The organism is Pseudarthrobacter sp. NPDC058329 (genome assembly GCF_042879835.1).
In the GTDB taxonomy this organism is placed as follows: Bacteria; Actinomycetota; Actinomycetes; order Actinomycetales; family Micrococcaceae; genus Arthrobacter.
Window position 1 is genome coordinate 1 of the sequence record NZ_JBHVZR010000009.1, and the last position, 17,865, is coordinate 17,865.

Annotated in this window: 15 protein-coding genes; 7 read left to right on the forward strand and 8 right to left on the reverse strand. The window is 65.8% G+C overall.

Annotation, left to right across the window (positions count from 1 at the left end; all coding sequences use genetic code 11):
- On the forward strand, nt 1–722 hold a 722-nt coding region (locus tag ACFVYC_RS12885; protein WP_387550413.1), incomplete at its 5' end, for an IS30 family transposase.
- Between the two features lie 78 nt (nt 723–800).
- Here ACFVYC_RS12885 and ACFVYC_RS12890 read toward each other — a convergent pair.
- The 6 genes from ACFVYC_RS12890 to ACFVYC_RS12915 form a co-directional block, all read right to left on the reverse strand.
- The gene (locus tag ACFVYC_RS12890; protein ID WP_387550415.1) at nt 801–1,133 is read right to left on the reverse strand and encodes a metal-sulfur cluster assembly factor; all 333 of its coding nucleotides are present in this window, start codon (nt 1,131–1,133) and stop codon (nt 801–803) included.
- Between the two features lie 14 nt (nt 1,134–1,147).
- Nucleotides 1,148–1,936 (reverse strand): Fe-S cluster assembly ATPase SufC, encoded by a 789-nt coding sequence (gene sufC / locus ACFVYC_RS12895; protein WP_091418788.1) that lies wholly within the window; start codon nt 1,934–1,936, stop codon nt 1,148–1,150.
- A gap of 79 nt (nt 1,937–2,015) precedes the next feature.
- Nucleotides 2,016–2,375, reverse strand: coding sequence for a non-heme iron oxygenase ferredoxin subunit (locus ACFVYC_RS12900; protein ID WP_387550417.1), 360 nt, complete (start codon nt 2,373–2,375; stop codon nt 2,016–2,018).
- 23 nt (nt 2,376–2,398) lie between these two features.
- Nucleotides 2,399–3,682 (reverse strand): Fe-S cluster assembly protein SufD, encoded by a 1,284-nt coding sequence (gene sufD, locus ACFVYC_RS12905; RefSeq protein ID WP_387550419.1) that lies wholly within the window; start codon nt 3,680–3,682, stop codon nt 2,399–2,401.
- 2 nt (nt 3,683–3,684) lie between these two features.
- Nucleotides 3,685–5,148, reverse strand: a complete 1,464-nt coding sequence (gene sufB, locus ACFVYC_RS12910) for a Fe-S cluster assembly protein SufB (protein ID WP_387550420.1) — start codon at nt 5,146–5,148, stop codon at nt 3,685–3,687.
- Nucleotides 5,148–5,981: a helix-turn-helix transcriptional regulator gene (locus tag ACFVYC_RS12915; RefSeq protein WP_387550422.1), complete on the reverse strand. Its 834-nt coding sequence runs from the start codon at nt 5,979–5,981 to the stop codon at nt 5,148–5,150. The genes sufB and ACFVYC_RS12915 overlap by 1 nt, the downstream gene beginning before the upstream one ends.
- A 115-nt stretch (nt 5,982–6,096) precedes the next feature.
- Here ACFVYC_RS12915 and ACFVYC_RS12920 point away from each other — a divergent pair, with 115 nt between their 5' ends.
- From ACFVYC_RS12920 to ACFVYC_RS12930, 3 genes are read left to right on the forward strand one after another with little or no spacing between them, the layout of a single operon-like run.
- Nucleotides 6,097–7,065: an ABC transporter ATP-binding protein gene (locus tag ACFVYC_RS12920; protein WP_387550423.1), complete on the forward strand. Its 969-nt coding sequence runs from the start codon at nt 6,097–6,099 to the stop codon at nt 7,063–7,065.
- Nucleotides 7,062–7,871: an ABC transporter permease gene (locus tag ACFVYC_RS12925; RefSeq protein WP_387550425.1), complete on the forward strand. Its 810-nt coding sequence runs from the start codon at nt 7,062–7,064 to the stop codon at nt 7,869–7,871. Before ACFVYC_RS12920 ends, ACFVYC_RS12925 begins: the two co-directional genes overlap by 4 nt.
- A 7-nt stretch (nt 7,872–7,878) precedes the next feature.
- On the forward strand, nt 7,879–8,823 hold the full coding sequence (locus ACFVYC_RS12930; protein WP_387550427.1) for a heme A synthase: 945 nt from the start codon (nt 7,879–7,881) through the stop codon (nt 8,821–8,823).
- A gap of 85 nt (nt 8,824–8,908) precedes the next feature.
- On the opposite strand, the gene ACFVYC_RS12935 is transcribed toward ACFVYC_RS12930, so the two are convergent.
- Nucleotides 8,909–11,287 carry a SulP family inorganic anion transporter gene (locus ACFVYC_RS12935; protein WP_387550429.1) on the reverse strand — a complete coding sequence of 793 codons (2,379 nt, stop codon included), beginning with the start codon at nt 11,285–11,287 and terminating at the stop codon, nt 8,909–8,911.
- A gap of 194 nt (nt 11,288–11,481) precedes the next feature.
- Nucleotides 11,482–12,441 (reverse strand): heme o synthase, encoded by a 960-nt coding sequence (locus tag ACFVYC_RS12940; RefSeq protein WP_387550430.1) that lies wholly within the window; start codon nt 12,439–12,441, stop codon nt 11,482–11,484.
- 514 nt (nt 12,442–12,955) lie between these two features.
- On the opposite strand from ACFVYC_RS12940, the gene tkt reads away from it, so the two are divergent.
- From tkt to ACFVYC_RS12955, 3 genes are read left to right on the forward strand one after another with little or no spacing between them, the layout of a single operon-like run.
- Complete coding sequence (gene tkt / locus ACFVYC_RS12945) at nt 12,956–15,073, forward strand: transketolase (RefSeq protein WP_387550798.1); 2,118 nt, start codon at nt 12,956–12,958, stop codon at nt 15,071–15,073.
- Between the two features lie 24 nt (nt 15,074–15,097).
- Nucleotides 15,098–16,213: a transaldolase gene (gene tal, locus ACFVYC_RS12950; protein ID WP_387550431.1), complete on the forward strand. Its 1,116-nt coding sequence runs from the start codon at nt 15,098–15,100 to the stop codon at nt 16,211–16,213.
- Nucleotides 16,214–16,219: 6 nt separating this feature from the next.
- Nucleotides 16,220–17,854, forward strand: a complete 1,635-nt coding sequence (locus ACFVYC_RS12955; RefSeq protein WP_387550433.1) for a glucose-6-phosphate isomerase — start codon at nt 16,220–16,222, stop codon at nt 17,852–17,854.
- The last annotated feature ends 11 nt before the right edge of the window (nt 17,855–17,865 follow it).

Consider the following 17,865-nt stretch of genomic DNA (forward strand, 5'->3'; position numbering starts at 1 on the left):
GGTCTCCAGAGCAGATCAGCCACACGCTGGTCGAAGATTTCCCCGAACTGCCGGAGATGCGTGTGTGCCCAGAGACGATCTATCAAGCCCTCTACATCCAGGCTAGAGGCGGACTCAAACGCGAAATTCAGGCCGCCCTGCGCACCGGCCGGACCCGCCGCAAACCCCACAACGCCGGCGAACAACGCATCTCCCGCTTCACGGACCCCATGGTCATGATCTCCGAACGGCCGCCCGAGGTCCAAGACCGTGCCGTCCCCGGGCACTGGGAAGGCGACCTGATCACCGGGACACTAAACCAGTCCGCCATCGCAACCCTGGTCGAACGCACCACCCGGTACGTCATGCTCGTGCACCTGCCAAATGACCACACCGCCGAAACCGTCCGCGACGGCCTCGTCCGGACCATCAATACCCTTCCAGCGCACCTACGCGGCTCACTGACCTGGGACCAGGGCGCCGAAATGGCCGGACACCGATCCTTCACCATCGCCACCGACATGCCCGTCTACTTCTGCGACCCCGCAAGCCCCTGGCAACGCGGTTCCAATGAGAACACCAACGGCTTATTGCGCCAGTACTTCCCCAAAGGCACGGATCTGTCCGTCTACGGCCCGGAAGATCTCGAACACGTCGCCCAGGAACTCAACGGCCGCCCACGCAAAACGCTCGGCTGGAAAACCCCAGCCGAGCGTTTACGTGATTTACTACTAACCACCTAACCAGCAGGTGTTGCAACGACCCCTAGAAACCGCCCCTTCCCTGCGGAAGGTAACCGGCCGTCGTCGTACCCGGGGACCTTAGATGTTGAAGCCGAGGGCCCGCATCTGGTCCTTGCCGTCGTCGGTGATCCGCTCCGGACCCCATGGCGGCATCCACACCCAGTTAAGGCGCCAGTCGTCAACAACGCCGTCCAGGGCCTGGCCCACCTGCTCCTCGAGGACATCGGTGAGCGGGCAGGCGGCGGTGGTCAGGGTCATGTCGATCAGCAGCGCGCCGTCGTCATCGGAGTACTTCAGGCCGTAAAGCAGGCCGAGGTCCACGATGTTGACGCCGAGTTCGGGGTCGATGACATCCTTCAGCGCCTCTTCGACGTCCTCGAGGCTCGTGCGGGCCGCGTTGATTTCAGTCATGGCGGGGGTCCTTACTAGGCCTGTGCCGCGGCGGGTGCAGCGGCGGCACCGGCGCCCTTGGCGTAGCGGTCGTAGCCTTCTTCTTCAAGGCGGTCGGCCAGCTCGGGGCCGCCCTCCTCCACGACCTGGCCGTCCACGAACACGTGCACGAAGTCAGGCTTGATGTAGCGCAGGATGCGCGTGTAGTGGGTGATGAGCAGCGTGCCCATGTTGCCATCGGCGTGGGCGCGGTTGACGCCCTCGGAAACGACCTTGAGCGCGTCAACGTCCAGGCCGGAGTCGGTCTCGTCCAGGACGGCGAACTTGGGCTTGAAGAGTTCCAGCTGGAGGATTTCCACGCGCTTCTTTTCGCCGCCGGAGAAGCCTTCGTTGACGTTGCGCTGGGCGAAATCGGCGTCGATGCGCAGCTGCTCCATGGCGGCCTTGACGTCCTTGGTCCAGGTGCGGAGCTTGGGGGCTTCGCCGTCAATGGCGGTCTTGGCGGTGCGCAGGAAGTTGGTCATGCTGACACCGGGGACCTCCACCGGGTACTGCATGGCCAGGAAGACGCCGGCGCGGGCGCGCTCGTCAACGCTCATTTCCAGGACGTCTTCGCCGTCCAGGGTGATGGAGCCGCTGGTGACGTTGTACCGCGGGTGGCCTGCGATGGTGGAGGCCAGCGTGGACTTGCCGGAGCCGTTGGGGCCCATGATGGCGTGGGTTTCGCCGGTCCGGATGGTCAGGCTGACGCCCTTCAGGATTTCCTTGGTGCCCTGCTCCGTCTCAATGCTGACGTGCAGGTCCTTGATCTCAAGAGTAGACATGTGTCTTGTTCTCCTCTGCACCGCGCCTGGCGGCTGCGGTGCGGTCTCTGTCTGGAAGTTGGTTCGTAATTCTGTGGTGCTAGCTGAAGTTCGGGGCTTCGGCGCCGTTGAGGATGTTGGTGAAGTCCACGTAGACCTCATCCCCCTGGATCTCAACGGCGAACACCGGAACGGGATCGTAGGCCGGCAGCTGCAACGGCTCGCCGGTGCGCAAGTCGAATTGGGAGCCGTGGCCCCAGCACTCAATGGCGCAACCCTCCACGTCGCCCTCGGACAGTGAAATGTCCGCGTGCGAGCAGGTATCTCCGATTGCGTGGATCTCCCCCATGGAGTCCTTCACGATCGCCACAGGGTAGTCATCGATCAGGATCCGCAGCGCCTGCTTCAGCTGGATTTCATCCACCTTGCAGACAAGCTCGCCCTTTGGCTGTTCAGTCATCAGTAAACCGTGCCCCGTGCCTTCTAGTTATCCGTCAGCGCGAGTTCGTGCTCAACAGCCTCGGTAAGCCGCTCCTCAATGGAGGGGACCTTGATCTGCTGGATGATCTCGTTCAGGAAGCCGCGGACCACCAGGCGGCGGGCAACATCCTCCGGGATGCCGCGGGCCATCAGGTAGAACAGGTGCTCGTCGTCCATCCGGCCGGTGGCGCTGGCGTGACCGGCACCCTCGATCAGCCCGGTCTCGATTTCGAGGTTGGGGACAGAGTCGGCACGGGCACCGTCGGTCAGCAGCAGGTTGCGGTTGGCCTCGTAGGTGTCGGTGCCTTCTGCTTCCTTGCGGATCAGGACGTCACCCACCCAGACGGCGTGCGCATTGCGGCCCTGCAGCGCGCCCTTGTACAGGACGTTGGACTTGCAGTTGGCCACGGCGTGGTCCACGAACAGGCGCTGCTCCAGGTGCTGGCCGGCGTCGGCGAAGTACAAGCCGAACAGCTCGGCCTCGCCGCCGGTGGCGGTGAAGCGGGCCGACGGCGTGACGCGGACCAGGTCGCCGCCAAGGCTCACCATAACGTGCTTGAGCTTGGCGTCGCGGCCGATTTTTGCCTGCTGGGAGGAGGCGTGGACGGCGTCGTCGTTCCATTCCTGAAGCGAGATAACCGTGAGGCTGGCACCGTCTTCAACGATGATCTCGACGTTTTCCGAAACCACGGCGGAGCCCCGGTGGTTCAGGACAACAACTGCCTTCGAGAACTTTTCCGCCACGATCACGAGGTGCTGGGCGGCGGCGTCCATGGAGGCGCCTTCGATGTCCACGGAAATTTCCGTCAGGGCTTCGAACTCGGACGGGATGGTCACCACGGTGGCCCCGGCAAAGTTTTCCCAGGCGTTCGCGGAGACGCGGTCCTCGGGGATACCGGCAGTACCTATGCGCTGGTCGTCGCGGTTCACGCTTTCCACGATGACCTGCTCCGGGCCGTTGACAACAACGGTGGGTGCCGCGCCGGAGAGGACCTCTGAGTGCAGTCCGCGGAGGCGCTTCAGCGGGGTGAAGCGCCAGTCTTCCTCCATGCCGGTGAGCGGCTTGAAGTCGGCAAGCTTGTAGGACGTCAGGCGGCCTGCACGTGAGCTGTCCGGGATGCCGACGCCGCCGCCGTGGGAATGGCTCTTGGCTGAAGCGCCCGCGAGCGGTGCCTTCGTGCCGGCGTTGATGGGCGAGAGGCTCTCGCCTTCTTCAGTGAAGCCGTCGATGAACGGCTGGGCTGAGGGCGCGCCGATGCGCGCCTTTTCAGTAGTGATTTCAGTCATCGTTATCCGACGGACCCTTCCATCTGCAGTTCAATCAGGCGGTTCAGCTCAAGTGCGTACTCCATGGGGAGCTCGCGGGCAATGGGCTCGATAAAGCCGCGGACGATCATCGCCATGGCTTCGTCTTCGCGCATGCCGCGGGACATCAGGTAGAAGAGCTGCTCTTCGCTGACCCGGGAAACAGTTGCCTCGTGGCCCATTACAACGTCGTCCTCGCGGATGTCGATGTACGGGTAGGTGTCCGAGCGGCTGATGGTGTCGACCAGCAGCGCGTCGCAGCGCACGGTGTTGGCGGAGTGCTTGGCGCCTTCGCGGACCTGGACCAGGCCGCGGTAGGCAGCACGGCCACCACCACGGGCCACCGACTTGGAGATGATGGAGCTCTTGGTGTTCGGCGCGATGTGGACCATCTTGGAGCCGGTGTCCTGGTGCTGGCCCTCGCCCGCGAAAGCGATGGACAGAGTCTCACCCTTGGCGTGCTCACCCACGAGGTAAACGGCCGGGTACTTCATGGTGACCTTGGAACCGATGTTGCCATCGACCCATTCCATGGTGGCGCCCTCTTCGCAGATGGCGCGCTTGGTCACCAGGTTGTACACGTTGTTGGACCAGTTCTGGATGGTGGTGTACCGGACGCGGGCGCCCTTCTTCACGATGATCTCCACCACGGCAGAGTGCAGGGAGTCCGAGGTGTAGATCGGAGCCGTGCAGCCTTCGATGTAGTGGACGTAGGAGTCCTCGTCAGCGATGATCAGGGTCCGCTCGAACTGGCCCATGTTCTCGGTGTTGATGCGGAAGTATGCCTGCAGCGGGATGTCCACGTGGACGCCCTTGGGGACGTACACAAAGGAGCCGCCGGACCAGACGGAGGTGTTCAGCGAGGCGAACTTGTTGTCGCCCACCGGAATGACCGTGCCGAAGTACTCCTGGAAAATCTCCGGGTGTTCCTTCAGGGCGGTGTCGGTGTCCAGGAAGATGACACCCTGCCTCTCAAGGTCCTCACGCAGCTGGTGGTAGACAACCTCGGACTCGTACTGGGCGGCGACACCGGAAACAAGACGCTGCTTTTCGGCCTCGGGAATGCCCAGCTTGTCGTAGGTGTTCTTGATGTCCTCGGGGAGCTCTTCCCAGGTGGTTGCCTGCTTCTCCGTGGAGCGGACGAAGTACTTGATGTTGTCGAAGTCAATGCCGGACAGGTCCGCGCCCCAGGTGGGCATGGGCTTGCGGTCGAAATACTTCAGGCCCTTGAGGCGCAGGTCAAGCATCCACTGCGGCTCGCTCTTCTTGGCCGAGATGTCCCGGACAACCTCTTCGTTGAGCCCACGGCGTGCGTTGGCGCCGGCGTCGTTCTTATCGGCCCAGCCGTACTCGTAGGTGCCGATGCCGTGGAGCTCGGGATTCTTTTCCAGAATCTCCGAGATCACAGTGTTTTCGGCTACCGCTTTCTCTGATAGTTGGTCCGTCATCACGGCCTTTCTTGCTGCTGGTTGGTTACTTCATTCAGGCCGGCGGGGGCTGCCGGGGGCCTCGTGGGCCCCTGGGCAGACAGCCTGCCTGTGGGTATGTGGGTGGTGCAGACGTGTCCGCCGCGGGCCAGCGTGGAAAGCCGGCGGACGTCGACGCCCACCAGTCTCGCGAACACTTCGGTCTCCACGTCGCAAAACACGGGGAAGCGGGCGGCGAGCTGCTGGATGGGGCAGTGACCCTGGCACAGCTGCACGCTCGAAAGGGCGGCGGGGAGCGGCGGCTTGGCCTCGATGGAGGCTGCCGAGGCCACGAAGTTGTCGCGGCTCAGGGCTTCCGCCAGGGCCCTGGCGCGGTCGGTGACGTCCGGGCCGGCCTGGTCGATTTCCGGCGCGTAGCGGCGTTCCATCTCCGAGAAGCGTTCGACGGCGAATGCCCGCACCGCGTCCGGTCCTGCAACTTTCTGCAGCTCCTGGAGCGCAAGGGCGGCAATGCCCAGGTAATCGTTGCCGAGGCTCGACTGTCCTTGGGAGCTGAGGACGTAGCGGCGTGCGGGACGGCCTGCCCCGGCCCCGGACTTGGCCACACGCTTGACTTCGATAACGCCCGCACGGGACAAATGGTCCAGGTGCCGCCGCACCGCCGCCGGCGTGAAGCCCAGCAGGTCGCCAAGTTCGGCGGCGCTGACGGGCCCATGTTCCAGGACGGCAGAGAGCACACGGTCCCGGGTGCGCTCATCGGCATCAGCCACCGGACCGGCGGCCATAGGACCACGGTCTGCGGGAGCCGGAAAGGCTCCGTGCCCGGCAAAAGGCACAGCAGTAGCATTGCTCATGGAATACACAACACAATAATGTCGTAATTTAGTCCCCCGCTCCAGTAAGGACAGGCTGACCTGAGCGGCAGGGTGGAAGGACCGGGGAAAATACTACATCCCGTAGAATACTGGGGTGCGATCCCCCCAATCCCCGGTTCTGTCCATCAGCGGGCTAGTTAAGGATGTAGGCCCGCTCGCAAGCCTGGACGGAAAAATGCTCCGGGTGGTGAGCGGCGTTTCTCTTGTCGCCGAACGCGGGCAGGTCACCGCCCTGCTGGGCGCCAACGGCGCGGGAAAAACCACCACCTTGGAATGCGCCCAGGGCCTCCAAAAGCGAACCGGCGGCACCATCTCCCTGCTCGGCCGGGACCCGGCGACCGCGGGGGCGGAACTGCGCTCCCGCGTCGGGGTGATGCTTCAGGACGGTGGGCTGCCGCCGTCGGCCAGGCCTGTTCCCCTGCTGCGGCACATCGCCGGACTTTATGCCCAGCCCTGGCCCGTGGATGACCTGATTGAGCGGCTGGGCATCGGCGCGTTCAGCCGGACCACCGTCCGCCGGCTCTCCGGCGGACAAAAGCAACGCCTGGCACTTGCCGCCGCTTTGATCGGCCGGCCGGAAGTCCTGTTCCTTGACGAGCCCAGCGCCGGCCTGGACCCGCAGTCGCGCCAGCTGGTGTTCGACCTGATCTCCGAGCTGCGCGACGCCGGGATGGGCATCATCCTCACCACGCACCTGATGGACGACGCCCAAAGGCTGGCCGACTACGTCTACATCATCGACGGCGGCCGGAACGTCGCCGAGGGAACCGTCCAGGAACTACTGCAGCGCAACCCGGCCGTGGAAGCAGGGGCGGACCACATCCGCACGCTCGACTTCGAAGCGGTGCCGGGGCTGGACGTCGGCGGCGTCCTGCCGGACAGCATCGCTTTCCTGGAAACCCGCGCCGGCCGCTACTCCGTCACGGGCAGCCTGACTCCCGGCCACCTTGCGGCACTGGCCCGGTGGTGGGAAGCGCAGGGCATCATGCCGGCCTCGATGAGCCTGCAGGCGCGTAGCCTTGAAGACGTCTTTCTGGATATCTCGGGAAAGGACATCCGATGAACGGGAATGCGCCCGGCGCCGCACGCAATGCTCCTGTCAACGCCCTCGGCGGGGTTTCCGGCGCGCAGCAGCCTTCTTCCCTGCTGCGGCGAGTGCTGCTGCAGGGCAAGTACGAGGCCCTGGCCATGCTCCGGAACGGCGAACAGCTGATCCTTGCCGTGGTGCTGCCGCTCCTGGCACTTGTTGGCCTGACCGTCACGCCGTTCCTGGACGGGCTGGGGGGCAGCCGCGTGGACGTCGCCGTTCCAGGCATCCTCGCCCTGTGCGCCATGTCCACGGCATTCACCGGCCAGGGCATCGCCACCGGCTTCGACCGGCGTTACGGAGTGCTTCGCTTCCTTTCCACCACTCCCCTGGGCCGCGGCGGGTTAATCGCCGGCAAGGCACTGTCGGTCCTGGCCGTGCTCTGCCTGCAGGTGGTGGTGGTCAGTGCCGTGGCCTTGTCCCTGGGATGGCGGCCGCCGGCAGCCGGCTGGGTTCCCGGCCTGTTCCTGCTGGCACTGGGCGCCGCCGCCTTTACCGCCCTGGGCCTGCTGGTGGCCGGGACTGTCCGGCCCGAGGCAACGCTGGCCATCACCAACCTGCTGTGGATCCTGCTGGGCGCCCTCGGTGGGATAGTCCTTCCGGCGGAACGCCTGCCCGCCGCTGCCCAGTCAATGGTGCAGTTCCTGCCTTCCGGCGCACTCGGTGAATCCCTGCGCGAGGCATTCCTTGGCGGCACGCTGAACGGCGGCGCCACCCTCATCCTGCTCCTCTGGACCGTTATTGCCGGGGCAGCAGCCATCCGTTGGTTCAAGTGGAATTGAGATATCCGTGAGCACGGCCGCACGCCTCCCCCAGTTCGTTAACCGTCTGTCGTCCCGGCTGCCCCGCACCGTGGACGTTCGGGTTCGCCGCCTCGCGGTTGCCTCCCTGATCGGCCAGACCCTCCTGGTGGTCACCGGCGGGGCCGTACGGCTGACCGCGTCCGGCCTCGGCTGCCCCACCTGGCCGCGCTGCACGGACACATCACTGGTGAACACCCCGGAAATGGGCATCCACGGTTTTATCGAGTTCGGCAACCGGCTCCTCACGTTCGCCCTGGCCGCCGTCGCAGCACTGATGCTGGTGTACCTGTGGAACCTCCGCAAGGAGCGCAAGGATCTCTTCCTGCTGGCCCTGGGTCTTCTCGCCAGCATTCCGGCGCAGGCAGTCATCGGCGGGATCACCGTCCTGACCAACCTCAACCCCTGGGTGGTTGGCCTGCACTTCCTGGTATCCATGGCGCTGGTGGTGTTTGCCACGCTGCTGGTGAACCGCGCCTTCGGCCGGACCGGCCGTTTCCGCACGGTGCGGCACCACGTCCTGCCGGGCGTCATGCGCCCGGTGACGGCCGCCGTCGCGCTCTTTTCCGCCCTCGCCGTGATGCTGGGCGTAGTGGTGACCGGGGCCGGGCCCCACGCAGGGGACGCTGATGCCCCCCGCAACGGCCTGGACTGGGACCTGTTCTCGCACATCCACGCCGTGCCGGCCTACCTGGTGACGGCAGGCACCGTGGTGGCACTCGTGCTGGTGATCCTGCGGCGGATCAAGGGGGCCTGCCGTTCAGCGATTCTGGGGCTGCTCGCTGTGACACTCCTCCAGGCCGTCATCGGCTTCACCCAGTACTACAACGGCATTCCCGCGCTCCTGGTCGCGGCCCACATGCTCGGGGCTGCACTGCTGATGGTGGCAGCCACCAATGCCTGGGACATCTCCCGGTCCAGCCCGGTGGATTAGCCCCGCCACGGTACTTCCACAACCAAGAGCGCCCCGGTTCCCAGGAACCGGGGCGCTCTTGGTTGTGGGTCCAGCTACTGCCGCGTCAGCCTGCAGGAATCCCTGCCGGGGCTGGCCTTCGTGCCGACGCGGCAGGGTCAAGGAACTGGATGCCGGCCGGTTCCACCAGCAGGACCCGCGCCGTGGCGATGTCGTAGAAAAGGCCCGTGGCCTGCACGCTGCCCTTGGCAAGCGCCGGCCCCACCGCCGGATGGCTTTCGAGTTTGCCCAGCTGCACGGCCACGTTCACCATCGCCAACTGGTCCTGCCGGCTGTACCCCGCGGCTTCGGCAGCCAACGCCACGGGATGTTCCGCCAGCAACTCCCGGTAGCTGGGACGGGCGTGGTTCAGCCAGGCGTCGAAGCCGGCTCCGAGCGACGGGTTTCCCTTGCCGTGGGCGTCGTCGATCAGCGCTTTCATGGCGCCGCAGTTGGAGTGCCCGCAGATGACGATCGAATCTACTTTGAGGCCTTTCACGGCGAAGTTGAGGGCGGAGTCGATGGAGTCGTCCTGGCCTTCGTGGCACACCACGTTGCCGATGTTCCGCAGGGTCAGCAGGTCGCCGGGGCCGCTGCTGGTGATCAGGTTCGGGTTCACGCGTGAGTCCACGCAGGCCACGAACAGGGTGTCCGGGTTCTGGCCGTCGGCCAGGTCCTGCACCAGCGGACGTACCTGGTCCGCGAAGCGGCGGTGGTACTTGTTTATGCCCAGCAGGAGCGATCGCAGCGGCAGGGAGCCTCTCCCTGCCTGGTCCGGCGTCTGGTCCCCGGCGTCAGTCCCCGGCCGCTGGGCGTCCCGGACGTGTGCCGGCAACTGCTGCCAGGAGGTCCTCGGCGGCAGCGGCAGCTCCCTCGCGTCCTGGCGTTTCGGCGCCTGGTGCGCCGCATCCTGGAAAAGCGTATTTCCGTGTTCCTCCAAACCAACCGTTCCGCCGGCTGCCTCGTACTGGTGCTGCCAGGCGAGCAGGGCCTCGCGGAAGGCATGGTCCAGGTAGTCCGCGTTCAGCTCCACCGTCACATCCGCTCCAGCCGGAATGGCGTGCAGGACACGGTTGAGCCGCGGCAGGGCAAAGAAGCTGCACGACCCGGCGATGGTCACCCGCCACGGGGCGGCCGGTGAGACCGGCCGGTGGGAGTAGACCACGGCGCGCAGCACACGCCACAGCACGCTGGCAGCCGCCAGTGCCAGGCCGATCATGACCCCTTCGAGCAGGTTCAGGAACACCACGGAGAGCAGCGTCACCACGTAGATCAGCAGATCGCCCGTGCGGAGGCTGGTCCGGATATCGGCCACCTTGATCAGGCGCGCGCCGATCACCACCAGCAGGCCGGCCAGCACGGACAGCGGGATCAGCTGGATCAGCCCGGCAAAGATGGCGGAAAAGGCCAGCACCCAGACACCGTGCAGGACGGCGGACGTCCGGGTGGCCGCGCCGGCCTCCACGTTGGTGGCGCTGCGGACAATAACGCCCGTCACCGGCAGTCCGCCCAGCGAGCCGGAGACAATATTGGCCGCGCCCTGGCCCACGAGCTCCCGGTTGAGGTTGGTGCGGGGGCCGGTCTGCATCTTGTCCACAGCGACGGCGGACAGCAACGATTCGATGCTGGCGATCAGCGCCATCGAGATGACGGCGAAGGCGACGGCACGCCAGTTGCCCTCGGGCAGCTGCGGCAACGCGACGGCGTCGACAATTGACCCGGTCAAGGAGATGCGCTCAACCCCCGGCGCGAAGGCAACAGAAAGTGCGGTGCCCACGGCGACGGCGGCCAGCGGTCCGGGGAGGCGACGGGCCGCAGCCGGAAGGTGCTTCCACACCAGCAGGATTCCCACGACGGTCAGTCCGAGCAGGGCAGCATGCAGTTCGAGGCCGGTGATGGCTGCAGGCAGGGCGGCCAGGTTCTCAAGGGCCGAGCCGGCGGGCTGGCCACCCAGCAGGACCTGGATCTGCTGGAGGATGATGGTGATTCCGATGCCGGCCAGCATCGCCTTGACCACGACGGGTGAGACCGCCAGCGCGGCCCGCCCCACGCGGCTGATGCCGAGCAAGAGTTGGACGACGCCGGCGGCTGCGGTAATCGCGCACGTCACCTGCCAGCCGAACTCCTGCACCAGTCCGGCCACCACAACGGTGAGCCCGGCGGCGGGTCCGCTCACCTGAAGCGGTGATCCGCCCAGGCTGCCCGCCACGATGCCGCCGACGGCGGCGGCAATCAGTCCGGCCATGATGGGTGCACCTGAGGCTGCGGCAATACCCAGCGAAAGGGGCAGGGCGACGAGGAACACAACAAGTGAGGCCGGGACGTCGGCGCCAAGATGGCCGAGGAACGCGGGGCGCCGGAACCTTAGCGGGTGTGCGCGCCGGGAACCGGGCGGAGGACTGTGGCTGGGTGCTGGAACGGTGGATGGATCGTTTGCCTTTGCCATGGTTTTCCTTTGCTCGCGGGCAGGATCCATCCCACAGTAACCAGACCGTCATGCGCGGTGACAGGTCTAAGTGATCAACATGACATATGTGTCATATGAGATGTCAACTGCTTGCTTGAGGCTGGATTACGCCCCTACAAACAAACCTCCCCCGGCGGGTGCCGGGAGAGGTTCGTCAGGCAGAAAGCGCGAGGCTACCCGGCAATCACGGCCGGGCCGATAAACGGGTCAACCGCCAGGGCAATAAAGAGCAAGGTGAGGTAGCTGATGGAGCCGTGGAAGACCTTCATGGCCCGCTTGTCCGTGATGTCCTCGCGATGGGCCCGGCTGTAGAGGGAGTGCGACTCGTACAGGAACCAGGCGCCGGCCAGCACTGCGGTTACGGTGTAGACCCAGCCCGCTCCGCCGGCGGGAACCATCAGCAGGGAGCACGCAACCATGGCCCACGCATAGAGGACCACCTGCACCGAAACCACCTTGGCACCGGCGATGGCTCCCAGCATGGGGACGTTGGCGTTGCGGTAATCCTCGCCGTAGCGCATGGACAGCGGCCAGTAATGGGGCGGGGTCCAGAGGAAAATCACCATAAAGAGGATGACCGCGGGCCATTCCACCGAGTTGGTTACGGCGGCCCAGGCAATCAGCACGGGGAAACAGCCTGCCGCGCCGCCCCACACAATATTCTGCGCAGTCCGGCGTTTGAGGATGATGGTGTAGATCACCACGTAGAAGAAGATGGCGCCAAGCCCCAGCCAGGCGGACAGCGGATTGGCTCCGAACCAGAGGATGGCGATGGCTGCCGCGCCCAGGAGCCAGGAGAAGATCAGCGCTTCACGCGGCGTGACTTCACCGGTTACCAGGGGGCGGTTTTCAGTGCGGTGCATCAGTTTGTCGATGTCGCGGTCAATGTAGCAGTTGAACGCCCCTGCGCTGCCGGCCGCGAACGCGCCGCCGACCAGCGTGGCCAGGATGAGCCCGATCGAGGGAAATCCGCGCTCCGCATAGATCATGGTGGGCAGCGTGCTCACCAGCAGCAGCTCAATGACCCGGGGCTTGGTGAGGGCGAGATACGCCTTGGCCTTACGGGCGATCCCGGCGTTTGTTGCCCGGGATGCGTTCAGCGGCGTATCTGTTGTGCTCACGGTGGCAGTCACCCGTTCTGTTGGCAGTTCTGCTGGCTGTCCAGCGGTGTCAAGCGGCCCGCCCGTCCGGGCGCCGGCGGAACCGGAATTAGTGGTCCGCACCCCGGCCGGGAGTTTCGGGAAGCTGCAAATGGGCCGCCACCCGGCGCTGGCCTCCAAATATCATACCGTGCCGTCCCCGTCCCAACGGCCCGCCATTTGGTGCTGGTGATCGCTCGCGCACCAATTCGAGCAGATTAACTCAGCCTCACTTCAGGCCGGTTCACATAAGGCGAAATTGCGTCCACAACGTGAGATTTCCGCCGCCCGAGGAGTGGAATAGAGCTAAGCTGTCACCAGATCAGCACGCGGCAGGAAAGCGGCGGAAAACGCATTCCCAAGCTGGCCAGTGGCTGAGTGACAAAGATCAACGTTTCGATGGTGAACGGCTGGTACACACCGAGCGGCGCCCTACAACGTGCCTTACTACGGATCCGGTGTGCCGCCCGCCATCAGCACAGAGAGGGGCCCGGTTTTCGTGCCACATTTGGAAGAGCAAGAACTGTCTTGGACCAGCTTGGACCAGCGCGCGGTGGATACCATCCGCGTACTGGCTGCAGACGCCGTGGAGAAGGTGGGCAACGGCCACCCCGGAACGGCGATGAGCCTGGCGCCGGCCGCGTACCTGCTTTTCCAGAAACTGATGCGCCACGATCCGCGCAACCCCGACTGGCTGGGCCGCGACCGCTTCGTGCTTTCGCCGGGCCACACCTCGCTCACCCTGTACATCCAGTTGTTCCTCTCCGGTTACGGCCTGGAACTGAAGGACCTTGAGGCGCTGCGCACCTGGGGTTCGCTGACCCCGGGCCACCCCGAGTACAAGCACACCGCCGGCGTGGAAATCACCACCGGCCCGCTGGGCCAGGGCCTCGCGTCCTCTGTCGGCTTCGCCTACTCGCAGCGCCGGATGCGCGGCCTGTTCGACGCCGATGCCCCCGCCGGCGAGTCGCCGTTTGACCACACCATCTGGGTCATTGCCTCCGACGGCGACCTCCAGGAAGGCGTCACGGCCGAGGCTTCCTCGCTGGCCGGGCACCAGGAACTGGGCAACCTTGTTGTTGTCTACGACGAGAACCACATCTCCATCGAGGACGATACCGACATCGCCTTCACCGAGGATGTCCTGAAGCGCTACGAGGCCTACGGCTGGCACGTCCAGCGCGTGGACTGGACCAAGACCGGCGAATACAAGGAAGACGTCCAGGAGCTTTACTCCGCGCTCCTCGCCGCCAAAGCCGAGACGTCCAAACCTTCCATCGTGTCGCTGCGCACCATCATCGGCTACCCGGCGCCGAAGAAGCAGAACACCGGCAAGATCCACGGCTCCGCACTCGGCGCCGAGGAAGTTGCAGCCCTGAAGGAAGTCCTGGGCTTCGACCCCGCCAAGTCTTTCGACGTGGACCAGGACGTCCTGGCCCACGCCCGCGCCGTGGTGGACCGCGGCGCCGCCGCCCGCAAGGAATGGGAAGAGTCCTTCAACGCGTGGCAGGCCGCCAACGCCGAAGGCGCGGCCCTGCTGCAGCGCATTGAGGCCAAGGAACTGCCGAACGACGTTGACGCCGCTCTTCCGGTCTTCCCGGCCGGCAAGGATGTCTCCACGCGCGCCGCTTCCGGCAAGGTCCTCAACGCCCTCGGCCCGGTCCTGCCCGAACTGTGGGGCGGCTCCGCCGACCTCGCGGAGTCGAACAACACCACCATCGAGGGCTCGCCGTCGTTTGTTCCGGCGTCCAAGCAGACCGACGCCTGGAAGGGCAACCCGTACGGCCGGGTCCTGCACTTCGGCATCCGCGAGCACGCCGCCGCGTCGATCGTGAACGGCATCAGCCTGCACGGCCGGACCCGGGCGTTCTCGGGCACGTTCCTGATCTTCAGCGACTACCAGCGCCCCGCCATCCGCCTCGGCGCGCTGATGGGTGTCCCGTCCCTGTACGTCTGGACGCACGACTCCATCGGCCTGGGCGAGGACGGCCCCACCCACCAGCCGGTGGAACAGCTCGCCACCCTGCGCGCCATCGTGGGCCTGGATGTGGTCCGTCCCGGTGACGCCAACGAAGTGGCCGTTGCCTGGAAGACCATGCTCGAAAACCACAGCAACCCTGCCGGCATCGTGCTGACCCGCCAGAACATCCCCACCTGGGAACGCGGCGAGGGCGAGGCCGACGGCGACACGTTCGGTTCAGTGGCCGGCGTCGCCAAGGGCGGCTACGTCCTGGCCGAGGCAGCCAAGGACGGCGCCACCGTCCCGGCCGACGTCATCCTCATCGGCACCGGCTCCGAGGTCCAGCTGGCCGTCCAGGCCCGCGAAGCCCTGCAGGCCGAAGGCATCGCCGCCCGCGTTGTCTCCATGCCGTGCGTGGAGTGGTTCAACAAGCAGGACGCCGCCTACCGCGAGTCAGTGCTCCCTGCTGGCGTCAAGGCCCGCGTCTCCGTCGAAGCAGGACTGTCCCTGGGCTGGAAGGAATTCGTCGGCGACGCCGGCCGTTCCATCAGCCTCGAGCACTACGGCGCTTCCGCCGACTACAAGCGCCTCTTCCAGGAGTTCGGCATCACCGCAGAAGCAGTTGCCGCGGCCGCCAAGGACTCCCTCGCCGGCCTCCAGGCCTAACCCGTTTTCTTAGGAGATACAAAAATGACTACTCCCACTCAGCAGCTCTCCGACGCCGGAGTTTCCATCTGGCTCGATGACCTTTCCCGCGGACGCCTGGACACAGGCACCCTGGCCAAGCTCATCGAAGAGAAGAACGTGGTTGGTGTCACCACCAACCCCTCCATCTTCCACGCGGCCATCACGGCAGGCACCGACTACGACGCCACCATCGCCAAGCAGGCAGCAGCCGGCGCGTCCGTCGAGGACACCATCTTCGAGATCACCACCACCGACGTCGCCGACGCCTGCGACCTCTTCGCACCCGTGGCAGCAGCCACCAAGGGCGTGGATGGCCGCGTGTCCATCGAGGTCGACCCGCGCCTGGCCTGGGACACCGCAGGCACCATCGCCGAAGCAAAGCACCTGTACAAGAGGGTCAACAAGGACAACGTCCTCATCAAGATCCCCGCCACGCTCGAGGGCCTTGAGGCCATCACCGCCACCCTGGCCGAGGGCATCAGCGTCAACGTGACCCTGATCTTCTCCCTCGAGCGCTACCGCGCTGTCATCAACGCCTTCCAGGCCGGGCTGGAGCAGGCCAAGGAAAACGGCCACGACCTGTCGAAGATCCACTCCGTGGCTTCCTTCTTCGTCTCCCGCGTGGATTCCGAAATCGACAAGCGCCTCGACGCTCTGGGCACCGATGAGGCCAAGGCACTCAAGGGCAAGGCCGGCCTGGCCAACGCCCGCCTGGCCTACCAGGTCTACGAAGAGCTCTTCGCCACCGAACGCTGGGCCCTGCTGGCCGAAGCCGGCGCACTCCCCCAGCGTCCCCTGTGGGCTTCCACCGGCGTGAAGGATCCGGCCTACCCGGACACCCTGTACGTCACGGAACTCGTCGCCCCCGGCGTCGTGAACACCATGCCGGAAAAGACGCTTGACGCCACCTTCGACCACGGTGTGGTCACCGGCGACACCGTCACCGGCACCTACGCGGAAGCCAACAACACCCTGGACGCGCTCGAAAAGCTGGGCATCTCCTACAACGACGTCGTAGCAATCCTTGAATCCGAAGGCCTGGACAAGTTCGTGGCCAGCTGGAAGGAACTGCTCGGCGACGTCGAGGGCGCCCTCGCCTCTGCACGGAAGGCTTCCTAACCAACAATGAGCACACTCAGCTACGAAGCCACAGGTGCCGCGCAGCAGGCACTGGAACAGCACCTCCCCGCCCTGGTGGAGGAACGCATCGCCACCCGGATCTTCGCGAAGGACCACACCCTGTGGGGTTCCGACGCCGAAGCAGAGTCTGCCATCAGGCTCGGCTGGGTTGAGGCGGCCACCGTCTCCCAGCCGCAGGTGTTGGAGATCCTGGAACTCCGCGATGCCCTCCGCGCCGAAGGCGTCACCCGCATTGCACTGTGCGGCATGGGCGGATCCTCGCTGGCCCCGGAGGTCATTGCCGGCACCGCCGGCGTCGAGCTGACTGTGCTGGACAGCACGGACCCTGACCAGGTCCGTGCTGCCCTGGCGGACCGGCTGGCGGAGACCGCCATTGTGGTTTCCTCCAAGTCCGGTTCCACCGTTGAAACCGATTCCCAGCGGAGGGTCTTCGAGAAGGCGTTCAACGACGCCGGAATCGATGCCGCGAGCCGCATCATCATCGTCACCGATCCCGGCTCCCCGCTGGACAAGGCCTCCCGCGACGCCGGCTACCGTGCCGTGTTCAACGCCGACCCCAACGTCGGCGGCCGTTTCTCCGCCCTCACTGCTTTCGGCCTGGTGCCCTCGGGCCTGGCCGGCGTGGACATCCAGGCTTTCCTGGACGAGGCCGAGGAAGCAGCCGAGGTCCTCAACGAGGACGCGCCGGAGAACATCGGCCTGTCCCTGGGAACCGCACTGGGCGGCACCAGCCCGCTGCGCAACAAGATTGTCATTGCCGAGGACGGTTCCGGCATTGTGGGCTTCGCCGACTGGGCCGAGCAGCTCATCGCCGAGTCCACGGGCAAGCTGGGCACCGGAGTCCTGCCGGTGGTGGCCGGACCCGCCGCCCCTGAGGTGAACTCGGGTGCTGACGACGTCCTGGTGGTCCGGCTGGTAGCCGCGGACGCCGACGTCGAACTTGGTGAAAACGAAGTTGCGATCGCCGGCGGCCTGGCCACCCAGATGATGGTCTGGGAATTTGCCACCGCCGTGGCCGGGCGCCTGCTGGGGATCAACCCGTTCGACCAGCCCGATGTTGAGGCCGCCAAGGTGGCTGCACGCGGCCTGCTCGACGCCCAGCCGGAGCCGACGCCGGCAGCCTTCGTTGACGGCGCCATCGAGGTCCGCGGCGGCGAGTGGCTCGGCGGTGCGTCCACGGCCGAAGAGGCAGTGCGGGCCCTGCTGGACACCCTCCAGCCGGACAGCTACCTCAGCGTCCAGGCCTACTTTGACCGGCTCGCGTTCGCACAGCTCGAGGGCATCCGCGACGAACTGGCAGCCGTCTCCGGCCGTCCCGTCACGTTCGGCTGGGGTCCGCGGTTCCTGCACTCCACCGGGCAGTTCCACAAGGGCGGCCCCGCCATCGGCGTCTTCCTGCAGGTCACAGCGGATGCGGCCGAAGATCTTGCCATCCCTGACCGTCCCTTTACGTTCGGGAAGCTGATCTCCGCGCAGGCTGCCGGTGATGCCCAGGTCCTGAGCGACCACGGCCGTCCCGTGCTTCGCCTGCACCTGACCAACCGGGCAGCCGGTGTGGCACAGTTGCAGGACATCATCGCCGCGCTGTCCGCCAGGTCAGCCTCCGTCACCGAAAGCTAAGGCACAGAAGC

Bases quoted from the DNA above. Each gene is read 5' to 3' on its own strand.
- ACFVYC_RS12890 (WP_387550415.1), bottom strand. From the start codon at position 1,133: ATGACTGAAATCAACGCGGCCCGCACGAGCCTCGAGGACGTCGAAGAG.
- sufC (WP_091418788.1), bottom strand. From the start codon at position 1,936: ATGTCTACTCTTGAGATCAAGGACCTGCACGTCAGCATTGAGACGGAG.
- ACFVYC_RS12900 (WP_387550417.1), bottom strand. From the start codon at position 2,375: ATGACTGAACAGCCAAAGGGCGAGCTTGTCTGCAAGGTGGATGAAATC.
- sufD (WP_387550419.1), bottom strand. From the start codon at position 3,682: ATGACTGAAATCACTACTGAAAAGGCGCGCATCGGCGCGCCCTCAGCC.
- sufB (WP_387550420.1), bottom strand. From the start codon at position 5,148: ATGACGGACCAACTATCAGAGAAAGCGGTAGCCGAAAACACTGTGATC.
- ACFVYC_RS12915 (WP_387550422.1), bottom strand. From the start codon at position 5,981: ATGAGCAATGCTACTGCTGTGCCTTTTGCCGGGCACGGAGCCTTTCCG.
- ACFVYC_RS12925 (WP_387550425.1), top strand. From the start codon at position 7,062: ATGAACGGGAATGCGCCCGGCGCCGCACGCAATGCTCCTGTCAACGCC.
- ACFVYC_RS12935 (WP_387550429.1), bottom strand. From the start codon at position 11,287: ATGGCAAAGGCAAACGATCCATCCACCGTTCCAGCACCCAGCCACAGT.
- tal (WP_387550431.1), top strand. From the start codon at position 15,098: ATGACTACTCCCACTCAGCAGCTCTCCGACGCCGGAGTTTCCATCTGG.
- ACFVYC_RS12955 (WP_387550433.1), top strand. From the start codon at position 16,220: ATGAGCACACTCAGCTACGAAGCCACAGGTGCCGCGCAGCAGGCACTG.